Annotated in this window: 9 protein-coding genes, 2 tRNA genes and 3 rRNA genes; 7 read left to right on the top strand and 7 right to left on the bottom strand. The window is 53.7% G+C overall.

What is annotated here, in order from left to right; all coding sequences use genetic code 11:
* Nucleotides 1-109: 109 nt before the first annotated feature.
* Genes SERAS12_RS19730 through metN form a run of 3 tightly spaced genes read right to left on the bottom strand, consistent with a single transcriptional unit; the run spans nt 110 to nt 2,663 of the window.
* Nucleotides 110-925: a MetQ/NlpA family lipoprotein gene (locus SERAS12_RS19730; RefSeq protein ID WP_013814251.1), complete on the bottom strand. Its 816-nt coding sequence runs from the start codon at nt 923-925 to the stop codon at nt 110-112.
* A 60-nt stretch (nt 926-985) separates the two neighbouring features.
* Nucleotides 986-1,639 (bottom strand): methionine ABC transporter permease MetI, encoded by a 654-nt coding sequence (locus SERAS12_RS19725; RefSeq protein ID WP_006327515.1) that lies wholly within the window; start codon nt 1,637-1,639, stop codon nt 986-988.
* Entirely contained in the window at nt 1,632-2,663 is a 1,032-nt protein-coding gene (gene metN, locus SERAS12_RS19720; RefSeq protein WP_013814250.1) for a methionine ABC transporter ATP-binding protein MetN, read from the bottom strand. Before metN ends, SERAS12_RS19725 begins: the two co-directional genes overlap by 8 nt.
* 187 nt (nt 2,664-2,850) lie before the next feature.
* Between metN and gmhB the strand changes: the two genes are divergently transcribed.
* The 7 genes from gmhB (at nt 2,851) to SERAS12_RS19685 (ending at nt 10,625) form a co-directional block, all read left to right on the top strand.
* Entirely contained in the window at nt 2,851-3,414 is a 564-nt protein-coding gene (gene gmhB, locus SERAS12_RS19715; RefSeq protein ID WP_013814249.1) for a D-glycero-beta-D-manno-heptose 1,7-bisphosphate 7-phosphatase, read from the top strand.
* Nucleotides 3,415-3,807: 393 nt separating this feature from the next.
* Nucleotides 3,808-5,349, top strand: a 16S ribosomal RNA gene (locus SERAS12_RS19710).
* 103 nt (nt 5,350-5,452) lie between these two features.
* Nucleotides 5,453-5,529 (top strand) — tRNA-Ile (locus SERAS12_RS19705).
* 123 nt (nt 5,530-5,652) lie between these two features.
* Nucleotides 5,653-5,728: transfer RNA gene (locus SERAS12_RS19700), tRNA-Ala, on the top strand.
* A gap of 205 nt (nt 5,729-5,933) precedes the next feature.
* A 23S ribosomal RNA gene (locus SERAS12_RS19695) occupies nt 5,934-8,843 on the top strand.
* 108 nt (nt 8,844-8,951) lie between these two features.
* A 5S ribosomal RNA gene (gene rrf, locus SERAS12_RS19690) occupies nt 8,952-9,067 on the top strand.
* Together the 16S, 23S and 5S rRNA genes with 2 tRNA genes alongside form the textbook arrangement of a ribosomal RNA operon.
* 247 nt (nt 9,068-9,314) lie before the next feature.
* Nucleotides 9,315-10,625, top strand: coding sequence for an MFS family transporter (locus tag SERAS12_RS19685; RefSeq protein ID WP_013814248.1), 1,311 nt, complete (start codon nt 9,315-9,317; stop codon nt 10,623-10,625).
* Nucleotide 10,626: 1 nt separating this feature from the next.
* Here the strand turns inward: SERAS12_RS19685 and SERAS12_RS19680 are convergent, their stop codons facing one another.
* The 4 genes from SERAS12_RS19680 to SERAS12_RS19665 form a co-directional block, all read right to left on the bottom strand.
* Entirely contained in the window at nt 10,627-10,959 is a 333-nt protein-coding gene (locus SERAS12_RS19680) for a YfiM family lipoprotein (protein ID WP_013814247.1), read from the bottom strand.
* A 79-nt stretch (nt 10,960-11,038) separates the two neighbouring features.
* The gene (pssA, locus tag SERAS12_RS19675; protein ID WP_013814246.1) at nt 11,039-12,394 is read right to left on the bottom strand and encodes a CDP-diacylglycerol--serine O-phosphatidyltransferase; all 1,356 of its coding nucleotides are present in this window, start codon (nt 12,392-12,394) and stop codon (nt 11,039-11,041) included.
* Nucleotides 12,395-12,547: 153 nt separating this feature from the next.
* Entirely contained in the window at nt 12,548-15,196 is a 2,649-nt protein-coding gene (locus SERAS12_RS19670) for a bifunctional acetate--CoA ligase family protein/GNAT family N-acetyltransferase (RefSeq protein WP_013814245.1), read from the bottom strand.
* A gap of 33 nt (nt 15,197-15,229) precedes the next feature.
* Nucleotides 15,230-15,934 carry a tRNA-uridine aminocarboxypropyltransferase gene (locus SERAS12_RS19665; protein WP_013814244.1) on the bottom strand — a complete coding sequence of 235 codons (705 nt, stop codon included), beginning with the start codon at nt 15,932-15,934 and terminating at the stop codon, nt 15,230-15,232.
* Nucleotides 15,935-16,159 lie beyond the last annotated feature (225 nt).

Below are 16,159 nucleotides of genomic sequence, written 5' to 3'. Positions count from 1 at the left end.
TTCCTCTGTCTTTTATAGAAGTGGCGCTATTGAAGCAATCTACGGCGGAAATAACAAGACGGGCCGGAGCCCGTCTTGCAATTATAGGAATAAAATCGGTAATTAATGATTACCAGCCTTTTACTGCGCCACCGTTAAAGATTTTGTTGGCCGCTTCGTTAACTTCGTCAGACTGATATGCCTGCACGAATTTCTTCACGTTTTCCGCGTCTTTGTTGTCTTCGCGGGCAACCAGCAGGTTAACGTACGGCGAGTCTTTATCTTCAACAAACAGACCGTCTTTTGCCGGAGTCAGGCCGATCTGGCTGGCATAGGTCGTGTTGATCACCGCCAGTGCGATTTGCTGATCGTCCAGGGAGCGTGGCAACTGTGGCGCTTCCAGCTCTACCAGTTTCAGGTTTTTCGGGTTCTCGGTCACGTCCAGCACGGTTGGCAGCAGGCCAACGCCGTCTTTCAGTTTGATCAGGTTAACCTTCTGCAGCAGCAGCAAAGAACGGCCCAGGTTGGTCGGGTCATTCGGCAGGGCAATCTGGGAACCGTCTTTCAACTCATCCAGGGATTTGATTTTCTTGGAGTAACCGGCAATCGGGTAAACGAAGGAGTTGCCTACCGATACCAGTTTATAGCCGCGATCCTTGATTTGCTGATCCAGATACGGTTTGTGCTGGAAGGCGTTCAGATCGATATCGCCTTTGCTCAGCGCTTCGTTTGGCAGCACGTAGTCATTGAACGTCACCAGTTCAACGTCCAGACCGTATTTCTCTTTCGCCACTTTCTGCGCTATTTCAGCAACCTGCTGTTCAGCACCGACGATAACGCCCACTTTAATATGGTTTGGATCTTTTTCTTCCTGACCGCAGCCTGCCAGAGCCAGAGTACCGATCAGTGCGCCGATTGCCGCGATGGATTTAAATTTTAACGACATATCCCTTCCTCATTAGACTCGCATTAAAAATACGCTGTGTGAGCGCAGTTGCTGTAAAAACTATTTGTGGGTGACGGCTTTCACGATGCGATCGCCACCGAACTGAATCAGATAGACTAGCACCACCAGTAATACTAATACGGTATTCATTACTGTGGCGTTATAACCGATATAGCCATACTGATAACCGATCTGGCCCAGGCCGCCGGCGCCAACTGCGCCGCCCATGGCAGAATAACCCACCAAGGTAATCAGGGTAATGGTCGCTGCGTTCACCAGGCCCGGCAGGGCTTCCGGTAACAGGACCTTTTTAATGATTTGCATCGGGGTAGCCCCCATCGCACGGGCTGCTTCTACCAGGCCGGATGGGATCTCCAGCAGGGCGTTTTCCACCATCCGGGCGATAAACGGCGCGGCGCCCACGGTCAACGGGACGATGGCCGCCTGCAGGCCGATCGAGGTGCCGACGATCAGGCGGGTAAACGGAATCATCCACACCAGCAGGATGATGAACGGGATGGAACGGAACACGTTCACCAGCCCGGACAGGGTTTTATACAGCGTATTGTTGGCGACGATTTGCCCTGGGCGGGTCACATACAGCAGCACGCCAACCGGCAGGCCGAGCACGAAACCGAAGAAGCCGGAGACAAAGGTCATCGCGACGGTTTCCCACACGCCACGTGCCATTAACCACATCATTGCCTCAGACATAACCCAGAACCTCTACTTTTACCTGATTTTCCTGCAGGAATTTAATCGTTGCCTGCGCGTCTTCGTCGCTGCCGTGCAGCTCTGCCAGCATCACGCCGAATTTCACACCGCCGGCATAATCCATCTGGGCGCTGATGATGTTGTTATTGACGTTGAAGCGGCGAGCGGCTTCTGACAGTAAAGGTGCATCAACGGACTGGCCGGTGAACTCCAGGCGCAGCAGAGGTTGACGGCCGCCACTGCGTTCCGGTGTCAGGCGCTTGGCATAGTCATCTGGGATGTCCAGGTGCAGGGTAGCTTGAATAAACTGTTGGGCCAGCGGCGTTTTCGGGTGCGAGAACACTTCGCTGACGCTGTCTTTTTCAATCAGCTGTCCCTGGCTGATGACTGCTACCTGATCGCAGATGCGTTTCACCACGTCCATTTCATGGGTGATCAACAAGATGGTCAGGCCGAGGCGGCGGTTAATGTCTTTCAGCAGTTCCAGAATCGAACGGGTAGTCGCCGGATCCAGCGCGCTGGTGGCTTCGTCACACAGCAGCACTTTGGGTTGGCTTGCCAACGCGCGGGCAATCGCCACGCGCTGCTTTTGGCCACCGGACAAATTGGCAGGATAGGCATCGTGTTTGTCTGACAGCCCAACCAGCTCCAATAATTCGGTCACCCGTTTTTTTATTTCAGCGCGCGGGGTGTTGTCCAGCTCCAGCGGAAGCGAAACGTTGCCAAATACCGTGCGGGAGGACAGCAGATTAAAGTGTTGGAAAATCATGCCAATCTGACGGCGAGCGCGTGTCAATTCGCTTTCAGACAGCGAGGTCAGATCCTGTCCGTCAACCAACACTTGGCCGGAGGTTGGGCGCTCAAGCATGTTGGCGCAGCGGATCAGCGTACTTTTACCGGCACCGGAAGCACCGATAACGCCATAGATTTGCCCGGCAGGGACGTGAAGAGTCACGTCAGAGAGCGCATGAATAGAGCGCGAACCCTGCTGGAACACTTTGGTGATGTTAGAAAGTTTAATCATATTCTTCTTATTTTAGCGTGGTTGCCCGTGGCTAGATAAAAGTAAACCTTGGCGTGGACCAAGGTATGGGTCAGATGTTAAGGCGTCTAGACGTCCAAGTCAACGGCCAACACCGTTCTCTGCCGTTCTCAGTACCGGGTAAAACATGCGATACTGTACGCGTTTTCAGGCCCTCAGGAGTAAACCGGTGATACAAAGCGTTCCAGCAATTTTCCTAGATCGTGATGGCACGATTAATGTCGATCATGGCTACGTCCATGAAATCGATGACTTCCATTTTATTGATGGCGTGATTGACGCCTGTCGCGAACTTAAAAAGATGGGCTTTGCTCTGGTATTGGTCACCAACCAATCCGGCATCGCGCGCGGCAAGTTCGACGAAAAACAGTTTATGTACCTGACCGAGTGGATGGACTGGTCGCTGGCCGATCGCGATGTTGACCTGGATGGCATCTATTTCTGCCCGCATCACCCAGAGGCAGTAATAGAAGAGTACCGCCAGACGTGCGACTGCCGTAAACCGCAGCCGGGTATGTTGCTGCAGGCACAGCAAGAACTGAACATCGACATGGCCTCTTCTTATATGGTGGGTGACAAACCGGAAGATATGCAGGCTGCTATCGCGGCAGGTGTTGGTACCAAAGTGCTGGTGCGTACCGGCAAGCCGGTCACCGAACAGGGCGAGAAACTGGCTGATTGGGTGTTAAACAGCCTGGCGGAGTTGCCGGAAGCCATCAAAAAGCGGGTTTAGTAGGCGTTATGCATGAATAGTGAGCGGTCAGAAAAAAAAGTGAATATTAATCCTTGTCATTCTGAGCCGGCTCCCTATAATGCGCCTCCATCGACACGGAACATGTGAACAACTTCACAGAGTCTCCGGGGTTAGAAGAGAAAAAATCCTGAAAATTGGGGTTGACTCTGAAAGAGGAAAGCGTAATATACGCCACCTCGAGATAGCAAGCTACGGCGGCTAACTCACTGCTCTTTAACAATTTATCAGACAATCTGTGTGGGCACTCCACAAGACGATATCCAGTACCTTCGGGTACGAAAAAATATCAAGTCTTGAAGAGTGACTACTGAAGTAAAATTCATTTAGTAACCTTTGAGCATCGCTTCACGAGTTGAAGCAAATCGAACTTTTAAATTGAAGAGTTTGATCATGGCTCAGATTGAACGCTGGCGGCAGGCCTAACACATGCAAGTCGAGCGGTAGCACAGGAGAGCTTGCTCTCCGGGTGACGAGCGGCGGACGGGTGAGTAATGTCTGGGAAACTGCCTGATGGAGGGGGATAACTACTGGAAACGGTAGCTAATACCGCATAACGTCTACGGACCAAAGTGGGGGACCTTCGGGCCTCACGCCATCAGATGTGCCCAGATGGGATTAGCTAGTAGGTGGGGTAATGGCTCACCTAGGCGACGATCCCTAGCTGGTCTGAGAGGATGACCAGCCACACTGGAACTGAGACACGGTCCAGACTCCTACGGGAGGCAGCAGTGGGGAATATTGCACAATGGGCGCAAGCCTGATGCAGCCATGCCGCGTGTGTGAAGAAGGCCTTAGGGTTGTAAAGCACTTTCAGCGAGGAGGAAGGGTAGTGTGTTAATAGCACATTGCATTGACGTTACTCGCAGAAGAAGCACCGGCTAACTCCGTGCCAGCAGCCGCGGTAATACGGAGGGTGCAAGCGTTAATCGGAATTACTGGGCGTAAAGCGCACGCAGGCGGTTTGTTAAGTCAGATGTGAAATCCCCGCGCTTAACGTGGGAACTGCATTTGAAACTGGCAAGCTAGAGTCTTGTAGAGGGGGGTAGAATTCCAGGTGTAGCGGTGAAATGCGTAGAGATCTGGAGGAATACCGGTGGCGAAGGCGGCCCCCTGGACAAAGACTGACGCTCAGGTGCGAAAGCGTGGGGAGCAAACAGGATTAGATACCCTGGTAGTCCACGCTGTAAACGATGTCGATTTGGAGGTTGTGCCCTTGAGGCGTGGCTTCCGGAGCTAACGCGTTAAATCGACCGCCTGGGGAGTACGGCCGCAAGGTTAAAACTCAAATGAATTGACGGGGGCCCGCACAAGCGGTGGAGCATGTGGTTTAATTCGATGCAACGCGAAGAACCTTACCTACTCTTGACATCCAGAGAATTCGCTAGAGATAGCTTAGTGCCTTCGGGAACTCTGAGACAGGTGCTGCATGGCTGTCGTCAGCTCGTGTTGTGAAATGTTGGGTTAAGTCCCGCAACGAGCGCAACCCTTATCCTTTGTTGCCAGCGATTCGGTCGGGAACTCAAAGGAGACTGCCGGTGATAAACCGGAGGAAGGTGGGGATGACGTCAAGTCATCATGGCCCTTACGAGTAGGGCTACACACGTGCTACAATGGCGTATACAAAGAGAAGCGAACTCGCGAGAGCAAGCGGACCTCATAAAGTACGTCGTAGTCCGGATTGGAGTCTGCAACTCGACTCCATGAAGTCGGAATCGCTAGTAATCGTAGATCAGAATGCTACGGTGAATACGTTCCCGGGCCTTGTACACACCGCCCGTCACACCATGGGAGTGGGTTGCAAAAGAAGTAGGTAGCTTAACCTTCGGGAGGGCGCTTACCACTTTGTGATTCATGACTGGGGTGAAGTCGTAACAAGGTAACCGTAGGGGAACCTGCGGTTGGATCACCTCCTTACCTAATGATATTGATTCGAGTGGCGTGCTCACACAGATTGTCTGATGAAATGAAAGAGAGCATAAGGCTTAATCTTATCGGTTAAGTCTTAAAGCACCTTGTCGGGTCTGTAGCTCAGGTGGTTAGAGCGCACCCCTGATAAGGGTGAGGTCGGTGGTTCAAGTCCACTCAGACCCACCAATTCCCTCCTATCCTGCGTTGTCGACTCACATGTTTACGTCAGTAAACGTTGTAAGCCTTCGCTTTGACGAGAAGCGAATTGGCGAAGGTAGTAGACAGGGTGTAAAAATGCTTTTCTGATATGGGGCTATAGCTCAGCTGGGAGAGCGCCTGCCTTGCACGCAGGAGGTCAGCGGTTCGATCCCGCTTAGCTCCACCATATCAAAAAATCTTAAAACTGATTCGCAAGAGTCATGTTTAAGATATTGCTCTTTAACAATCTGGAACAAGCTGAAAATTGAAACATGACAGCTGAAACTTATCCCTCCGTAGATGTATTGGGGTAAGGATTAACCTGTCATAGAGTCTCTCAAATAAACAGCACGACAGTGTTTTCTGTTTACAGAAACATCTTCGGGTTGTGAGGTTAAGTGACTAAGCGTACACGGTGGATGCCTAGGCAGTCAGAGGCGATGAAGGGCGTGCTAATCTGCGAAAAGTGTCGGTAAGGTGATATGAACCGTTATAACCGGCAATACCCGAATGGGGAAACCCAGTGCAATTCGTTGCACTATCATACGATGAATACATAGTCGTATGAGGCGAACCGGGGGAACTGAAACATCTAAGTACCCCGAGGAAAAGAAATCAACCGAGATTCCCCCAGTAGCGGCGAGCGAACGGGGAACAGCCCAGAACCTGAATCAGTTTGTGTGTTAGTGGAAGCGTCTGGAAAGTCGCACAGTAAAGGGTGATAGTCCCGTACACTAAAATGCATATTCTGTGAGTTCGATGAGTAGGGCGGGACACGTGACATCCTGTCTGAATATGGGGGGACCATCCTCCAAGGCTAAATACTCCTGACTGACCGATAGTGAACCAGTACCGTGAGGGAAAGGCGAAAAGAACCCCGGCGAGGGGAGTGAAATAGAACCTGAAACCGTGTACGTACAAGCAGTGGGAGCCTACTTTGTTGGGTGACTGCGTACCTTTTGTATAATGGGTCAGCGACTTATATTTTGTAGCAAGGTTAACCGTATAGGGGAGCCGTAGGGAAACCGAGTCTTAACTGGGCGAATAGTTGCAAGGTATAGACCCGAAACCCGGTGATCTAGCCATGGGCAGGTTGAAGGTTGGGTAACACTAACTGGAGGACCGAACCGACTAATGTTGAAAAATTAGCGGATGACTTGTGGCTGGGGGTGAAAGGCCAATCAAACCGGGAGATAGCTGGTTCTCCCCGAAAGCTATTTAGGTAGCGCCTCGTGAACTCATCTTCGGGGGTAGAGCACTGTTTCGGCTAGGGGGCCATCCCGGCTTACCAAACCGATGCAAACTCCGAATACCGAAGAATGTTATCACGGGAGACACACGGCGGGTGCTAACGTCCGTCGTGAAGAGGGAAACAACCCAGACCGCCAGCTAAGGTCCCAAAGTCATGGTTAAGTGGGAAACGATGTGGGAAGGCATAGACAGCCAGGATGTTGGCTTAGAAGCAGCCATCATTTAAAGAAAGCGTAATAGCTCACTGGTCGAGTCGGCCTGCGCGGAAGATGTAACGGGGCTAAACCATGCACCGAAGCTGCGGCAGCGACGCTTAGGCGTTGTTGGGTAGGGGAGCGTTCTGTAAGCCGTTGAAGGTGGCCTGTGAGGGTTGCTGGAGGTATCAGAAGTGCGAATGCTGACATAAGTAACGATAAAGCGGGTGAAAAACCCGCTCGCCGGAAGACCAAGGGTTCCTGTCCAACGTTAATCGGGGCAGGGTGAGTCGACCCCTAAGGCGAGGCCGAAAGGCGTAGTCGATGGGAAACAGGTTAATATTCCTGTACTCGGTGTTACTGCGAAGGGGGGACGGAGAAGGCTAGGCTAGCCGGGCGACGGTTGTCCCGGTTTAAGCGTGTAGGGGGAGAGAATTGGTAAATCCGTTCTCTTATTCAACCCTGAGGCGTGATGACGATGCACTACGGTGCAGAAGTAGTTGATGCCAAGCTTCCAGGAAAAGCCTCTAAGCATCAGGTAACACAGAATCGTACCCCAAACCGACACAGGTGGTCAGGTAGAGAATACCAAGGCGCTTGAGAGAACTCGGGTGAAGGAACTAGGCAAAATGGTGCCGTAACTTCGGGAGAAGGCACGCTGGCGCGTAGGTGAAGAGACTTGCTCTCGGAGCCGAAGCCAGTCGCAGATACCAGCTGGCTGCAACTGTTTAATAAAAACACAGCACTGTGCAAACACGAAAGTGGACGTATACGGTGTGACGCCTGCCCGGTGCTGGAAGGTTAATTGATGGGGTCAGCCGCAAGGCGAAGCTCTTGATCGAAGCCCCAGTAAACGGCGGCCGTAACTATAACGGTCCTAAGGTAGCGAAATTCCTTGTCGGGTAAGTTCCGACCTGCACGAATGGCGTAATGATGGCCAGGCTGTCTCCACCCGAGACTCAGTGAAATTGAACTCGCTGTGAAGATGCAGTGTACCCGCGGCAAGACGGAAAGACCCCGTGAACCTTTACTATAGCTTGACACTGAACATTGAGCCTTGATGTGTAGGATAGGTGGGAGGCTTTGAAGCGTGGACGCCAGTCTGCGTGGAGCCAACCTTGAAATACCACCCTTTAATGTTTGATGTTCTAACTCGGCCCCGTAATCCGGGGTGAGGACAGTGTCTGGTGGGTAGTTTGACTGGGGCGGTCTCCTCCCAAAGAGTAACGGAGGAGCACGAAGGTTAGCTAATCACGGTCGGACATCGTGAGGTTAGTGCAAAGGCATAAGCTAGCTTGACTGCGAGAGTGACGGCTCGAGCAGGTACGAAAGTAGGTCTTAGTGATCCGGTGGTTCTGAATGGAAGGGCCATCGCTCAACGGATAAAAGGTACTCCGGGGATAACAGGCTGATACCGCCCAAGAGTTCATATCGACGGCGGTGTTTGGCACCTCGATGTCGGCTCATCACATCCTGGGGCTGAAGTAGGTCCCAAGGGTATGGCTGTTCGCCATTTAAAGTGGTACGCGAGCTGGGTTTAGAACGTCGTGAGACAGTTCGGTCCCTATCTGCCGTGGGCGTTGGAAGATTGAGAGGGGTTGCTCCTAGTACGAGAGGACCGGAGTGAACGCACCACTGGTGTTCGGGTTGTCATGCCAATGGCATTGCCCGGTAGCTAAGTGCGGAAAAGATAAGCGCTGAAAGCATCTAAGCGCGAAACTTGCCTCGAGATGAGTCTTCCCTGGGCCTTTAAGGTCCCTGAAGGAACGTTTAAGACTAAGACGTTGATAGGCTGGGTGTGTAAGTGCAGCGATGCATTGAGCTAACCAGTACTAATGATCCGTGAGGCTTAACCTTACAACACCGAAGGTGTTTTAGAGAGATTGGTGTAGATTTTCAGCGAAGTTCCGAGATTGGTTTCAATGGCGACACGAGAGTGAAGCGGTTGGAATGAAACAGAATTTGCCTGGCGGCAATAGCGCGGTGGTCCCACCTGACCCCATGCCGAACTCAGAAGTGAAACGCCGTAGCGCCGATGGTAGTGTGGGGTCTCCCCATGCGAGAGTAGGACACTGCCAGGCATCAAACAAAGTCGAAAGCCTCATGCGAAAGCATGGGGCTTTTTGCTTTGCAAAAAACCGACTGTAATCTCCTCTTGTTTTCATTTCACTATTTAATATTCATCACAAAAACCGCGTTTTACCCCTCGTTTCATCACATATCCTTCGCCCGCGATCAGGTTTAATTGTTAACTTAAACATAACAACAAAGTAATAATTAAACGGCGGGACGCCGACTTCACTGCTTATCTGGCTCGGAGAAGACAACATGACAGAAACAACCTCGGCCATTGGGGATGGGGATGCCGCCGAACTGGCGGTTCAGGATAAAAAACAGCGTATTTTCGCTATCGTTGGGGCTTCATCGGGAAACCTGGTGGAGTGGTTCGATTTTTACGTTTACTCTTTCTGTTCGATCTATTTCGCCGCCTCGTTCTTCCCCGCCGGTAACAGTACAACCCAGTTGCTGCAGACCGCTGGCGTCTTTGCTGCGGGCTTTTTTATGCGCCCGATTGGCGGTTGGCTGTTCGGTTATATCGCGGATAAACATGGCCGTAAAAATTCGATGTTGATTTCGGTCTGCATGATGTGCGCCGGATCGCTGGTGATCGCCTGTTTGCCGACCTACGATTCGATTGGCAGTTGGGCACCGGTGTTGCTGTTGGTGGCTCGGTTGTTCCAGGGCCTTTCCGTGGGGGGAGAATATGGCACCAGCGCTACCTACATGAGTGAGGTGGCGATCAAGGGAAAGCGCGGGTTCTATGCTTCATTCCAATATGTGACGCTGATTGGCGGCCAGTTATTGGCGCTCTTGGTGCTGGTAGCGTTGCAGCAAATTCTTTCTACAGAAGAGCTGAAAGCTTGGGGTTGGCGTATTCCATTTGCGCTCGGCGCAGTGTTGGCTGTGGTTGCGCTGTACCTGCGACGTTCACTGAATGAAACGTCCGATGCGAAAACCAGAAATCATAAAGATGCCGGTTCGTTGAAAGGTCTGTGGAAAAACCGTAAGGCGTTTCTGATGGTGCTGGGCTTCACCGCCGGCGGTTCATTAAGTTTCTATACCTTCACCACCTATATGCAAAAATACCTGGTGAATACCTCAGGTATGGACGCCAAGTTGGCCAGCGGCATCATGACCGTAGCGTTGTTTATCTACATGCTATTGCAACCGCTGGTAGGTGCGTTCTCGGACAAGATTGGCCGCCGTAGTTCAATGCTGGTCTTCGCTTCGTTTGCCACATTGATGACGGTACCTATTCTGATGACGCTGAAAAACGTGTCCAACCCTTATGCGGCATTCGGATTGATAGTTCTGGCGTTGTTTATCATCAGTTTTTACACGTCGATCAGCGGGCTGTTGAAAGCGGAAATGTTCCCGCCGGAAGTGCGTGCGCTGGGTGTAGGGCTGTCTTATGCGGTAGCAAATGCGATGTTTGGCGGCTCTGCGGAGTATGTTGCCTTGTCGCTGAAATCGTTCGGTGTGGAGAACGCCTTCTTCTGGTATGTCTCCGGCATGTGCCTGCTGGCACTGATCGTTTCGCTCAAGTTGCATCGCAAGGGGAAAGAGGTCCAGCTGTAAATCAGCGAGTGGCGTGATACAGACTATAGCCGGTCGCCGCACCTGCCACATCCCAGGCAAAATCTTTCCAGCTCCAGCCGGTACCGCCTTCGCGGCTGTCATACAGCTCTTTGGCGGCACCGAGCCCAATTGAGAACATCAGGCCGAAGCTGCGGCTTCTGGCCTCACTCCAGTTTTGGTGATCGCCATAAGCGGCGCCGGCGGCAGCAAAGGCCGCAGAGGCGACAAAATGCTGCGCCTTATCTTTACCCATCCAACTGTCGTTTGCCAGATGAGTGCAACCACTGGTGAACAGCAAAAAGGGCAGGATAAGCAAAGGGCGGAATGGGCGCATAATGAAAACATCCTGTTATCATGACATACAAAAAACCCCAGCATTGGCCGGGGTCTGTGATAGCTGAATTATAGCGGGATTACAGTATACGGCTAATCAACCGGTCAATACGGATACGGCGCAGACGACGGATCAGTTTGCGCACTTTGACCGGATACTGCTGAATTGTTTGTAATTCAAGGTAGTTGCCCACCACGGTGGTATGGGTGCGGATACACTCCAGCTCTTTGTGGCGTTGCTCGCGCATCTCCTGTTTCGGATCGTGGATCAGAATGGCGTTCTCCAGATCCAGCCGCCAGGCACGCGGATTAAGGTTGTTACCCGTGATCAACTGCCACTCGTCATCTACCCACATGCCTTTCAGGTGATAGCTATTATCGCCGTCTTTCCACAGGCGCACGATCAACTGGCCGGTATCGATATAACGCTGCAGGCGACTGAGAAAGCGTCGTAGGTTAATTTCGTAGAGGTAGGGCAGCGCACCGATAATTTTGAACGGCTGATCTTCCGGAATGTAAAAGTCGTTGGCCGTTTTGTCGCCGACGATGATTTCAACTTGTTTGCCCTCGCGCAGCAGATAGATGATATTGCGCACCAGCAGCGCCGGCAGGTTGAAATAAGGGGTACACAGCGTCAGCTTTTGATCGGCGCAGGACATCAGATGATGAATGGTTTTATTCAGCACGCTCTGTTTACCCAGTCCAACCAGCGGCGTTACCGCCAGCTCATCGTTGCCCGCCGCGTTGCGGAACTGATAGCCCGCCCGGCGAAGGCTGAAGCGGAATAAACGCGTTTCGTTTTTGATCTCCGGGCTTTTCGGCCGATCGTCGCGATCCAGGCGCTGTACCGCGCCAGCGGCCAGCAGGTGCTGTTTGATGTAATCGATCAGGGCATTGGCCAACGCGCCATTAGTGATCAACTGATAACGATCGTAACGATATTTCTCATGCTGATGCAGGTAAACGTCATTGATACTGGCACCGCTGTAAATAACGGTATCGTCGATAACAAAGCCCTTCAGGTGCAGCACACCCAAGGCTTCGCGGGTATTTACCGGCACGCCGTATATCGGCACTTGCAGCCCCGGATGCTGGTCTGCCATTGAGCAGTACCAGTCGGCATTGGTATTGGCAGCTGCAGCGCCAATACGCCCACGCTGGGCTCGATGCCAGTCAACCAAGATGCAAATCTCCAGCTCCGGACGCCGTTGCTTTGCCTGATAAAGCGCATTGAGAATGTCACGCCCGGCGTCGTCATGCTCCAGATACAGAGCGACCAGATAGATGCGTTGGGTCGCGTTAGCGATCAATTCCAGCAGCGTAGTGCGGTAATCAGACGGCGCGTACAGGGTACGTACGTCAGCTACCGTCTGGGGGAGTTTTGGCAGTTGTGCAAGGTGTTGTTGATGTTTGCTACGTTTAAATTTTGACAACATCACAGTGCGCTTCTTCTCTCATGATTAGATGGCCGGAACGCCAAATACGTAAAAACAATGAATCGAATAATCGGGCGATAATACCACTAGTTGCCTCGATTGTGCGTATGTTTTGGTGTTAAGTGGTGGATTCGTAGCGCATTGCGACATTGGTCACTGCGCTTCGTCAGCCTGCAACGGCAGGGTCAAATTGACGATCCCGTCTTCCAGCTGCACATCAATACCAAAGCCCAGCCGTTGTGCCAGCGCAATCATGCCGCGGTTGTTCGGCATGGTAATGCCGGTCAGGCGGGTCAGTCCGTGGGCGCGGGCATAAGCGATCATTTTTTCCAGCAATTGGCGGCCGAGACCTAACCCTTTCAAATCTGAACGCACCAGCACGGCGAACTCCGCGTCGGTATTGTCCGGATCGGAAAGCGCACGCGTTACGCCGATAATTTGTTCGTCGCGCACGGCGACAAAAGCCATCTCCCGATCGTAGTCGATCTGCGTCATGTTAGCCAAATCGTCGTGAGTAAACTCATTGATCTCACTGAAGTAGCGGTAGTAGAGATCTTCCTTGGTCACGCGATCGATAAAGTGCTTCAGCGTCGGCTCGTCTTCCGGCAAGATCGGTCGGAACAGGCATTGTGAACCGTCTTTCAAGCGGATAATTTCTTCCAGCTCATGGGGATAAGGGCGGATCGCCAGCCGTGCCTGCGGGTCACCCTCGAAGGGCGCAATTTGCATGGAGACGTCCAGCAGCGTGAATTCGCTGCCCGAGGCCAGTACCGGGTGGATGTCCAGCCGGGTGATTTCAGGGCAGTCGAGGATCAGGTTAGATACCTGTACCAGCAGGCGGCTCAGCCCGGGAATATCCAGCGGCCGCAGTGCGCTGCGCCCACGGATTTTTCCTCCTTTAACCGCCTGTAGCACCAAATAGCGTGCCAGCGCCATATTCAGCGGCGGCAAAGCTACGGCGACCTGGTTTTCCTGCCGCCATTCGATACCCCCTTCGCCCAGCATGATCAGCGGGCCAAAAATAGCGTCTTGCTCCACGGCAATACGCAACTCCTGCGCTCCGGCACGGTTGGCCATGCTTTGCACCAGCAGGCCGTGAATGCGGGCCTGCGGATAGGTACGTTTTACGCGATCGAGAATAGCGTCCGCCGCACGCTGGACCTCGGTGGCGGTACGCAGGTAGAGCATAACGCCCTGAACCTCTGATTTATGAGGAATATCCGGCGAGCGCAGCTTCAGCGCCACCGGATAACCGATTTGCTCGGCGATGTGCACCGCTTCGGTACTGTCTTCGGCAATCCAGGTGGGCAGAGTGGTCAGATCATAGGCCTGCAGAATGGATTGCACTTCGTGGGTATCGAGCTGTGTAGCGCCTTCAGTCAACGCCTGATGGATCAGCCTATGCGCATCGGCGGTGTTGGCCGTCAGGCCGACCGGGAGCGCCGGGGTCTCTTTCAGCTGTTTCTGGTTACGGCGATATTCCACCATATGCATAAAGGCGGTCACGGCCCCTTCCGGAGTGCGATAGGTCGGGATTCCGGCCTCGGTAAACAACCTCCGGGCTTCTTGCGACGAGTATTCGCCGCACCAGTTTGTGAGCAGCGTGATGCGTTTACCGCGCGGGTGCTGGCGAACTGCATCGATAATGCGTTCGGCGGTGGCGGTGCCCGGTGCCGCTGCGCTCGGGGCGTGGATCAGCAGCAGGGCATCGTAGTCATGGCTGTCGAGCAGCGCCTTGACTGCCGCCAGATAACGTTGCGGCGTGGCATCATCACGCAGATCGATCGGGTTACCGGCGCGAATAAACTCCGGCAACGCCACGCCGAGCTGCGTCAGGCTCTCTTCCCCCAACTGCGCCAGCTTGCCGTTGCGGCCTAGCAGTTCGTCTAACGCCATCGCTGCCGGTGCCGCGCCGTTGCTGACGATCATCAGCCGTTCACCGCGCAGCGGATGCATGTGGCTCAGGGTTTCCACCGCGGAGAACAGTTCGTGGGTGTCCTGAACGCGCAGCAAACCCGCACGTTGGATGGCGGCATCATAAGCTGCGTCCAGACCTTGCTGGCTGTTGAGCAGCAGTTGGGCCTGTTGGCTGCGACCGCTTTTGATCACCAATATCGGCTTGTTGCGCGAAGCGCTGCGCGAGGCAGACAAAAAGCGGCGTGCATCGCTGATGTTTTCCAGGTACAGCAAGATGGCACTGGTTTTACTGTCGCGCGCCAGAAAATCCAGCAGGTCGTCGACGTCAATATCCAGGCTGTCGCCCAGCGCGATAAAATAGGAAAATCCGACCTCGCGCTGCTGCGCCCAGTCGAGAATGGTATTGGCGACGGCGGCGGACTGAGAAATGAACGCCAGTTTGCCCTTGAGGATCGGCACCGGAGAGAAACTGGCGTTGAGACCTTGCCATGGCGCCAGCAGGCCCAGGCTATTTGGCCCAAGCAGACGCATCGAGTAACGTTGTGCGCAGGCTTTCAGCTCGGCGAACTGTTCCGGTGGGGAGGAGAGCACAATAGCGGTTTTACAGCCGCGTTTACCCAGGGCTTCAATCAATGCCAGGTTGCGCTGCGCGTGGGTGCAGAGTATCGCCAAATCGGGTGTAAGCGGCAGACTGGCGACGTCAGGGTAGGCCATCACGCCGCACACGGCCTTATAGCGAGGTGTGACCGGCATTACCGGCCCGCTGAAGCCACCGGCCAACAGGTTGCTCATCATCAGGTTACCGGCGCGGCCGGGCTGTTGTGAAGCGCCGAGAACGGCAATCGATTTAGGACGTAAAAGCGCTTCTAACCCTCGCTGGCTCATGCACGGCTCCTTTTGGCAACGTTACTCCTGATTCTAGGCGTTTTGCGGCAGCTTTGCTGTGACCGGTGCCTCCGGGCGCGTAGGTTTCCCGGCCAGATACTGTTGACGGAAATAACGAAAATGCTGGTTCAAACCCTCAGAGGCGGCGGCATCGCCGGCCTGCTGCAACAGCGCCGCCGCCACTTCTGCCGTGCAGTGTTGCTCGGTGCGGCTGGCTTCACGCAGCTGGTAATTCGAAGCGGCGGTGACATTGAGTGAGAATACCGGGAATGCGTTCAGATACGGGCTCTTGCGGAACATCTTGCTCGCCTCGGTCCAGGTGCCGTCGAGCATGATAAACAGCGGCGGTTTGCCACCGACAGGCAGTTCGCTGAACACCGGCCGCTCAGGAGCGGCGTAGGAGGCGGGGAAGACTACGTAAGGCTGGCGTTGCGGATCGTTAATCGCCTTCAGCAACTCGGGGTCGATCTCGGTGCGCGACCAGAGGAACGCTTGGGTATCCGGCAGGATATCGGCTATCAGGCGGCCGGTATTGCTGGGTTTCAACGGCTCCGCGCCAAACATGATCAAACAGAAGCGGCTGGTGGCCGGCTGTGGCTGGATAGTGTCGCACAGGCAGTTTTTATGGGGCAGCAGGCAGCCCTGACAACGCGGTACGCGATTACCGCGCGCCAGAAAAGGGCGGGTAGAGCGTTCCAGACGAAATTGGCGCAGGCGGAGTACGGCGTTGTCAGTCATAAATATCCTGGGGAAAACGGCTATTGTAGCGCAGAAAAAAGCCCGGCGGGAGCGCGCGGGCTAGTTCGAATGGCGGCGGTGTCGTCCACAATGGGCAACACTGCCTATACCCTATGGATTTCAAGTTGCAGCCAGGCGCCCAGCTCACTCACCCCAGGAGCTTACTTAGGTAAGTGACTGGGGTGAGTGAGTGCAGGTAACAACGCTGCAGCTTGAAAGGCGACG

It is taken from the genome of Serratia sp. AS12 (assembly GCF_000214195.1).
Taxonomy (GTDB): Bacteria; Pseudomonadota; Gammaproteobacteria; order Enterobacterales; family Enterobacteriaceae; genus Serratia; species Serratia plymuthica.
The sequence above is the reverse complement of the archived record's forward strand: the minus strand, read 5'-3'. Positions and strand labels throughout refer to the sequence as shown.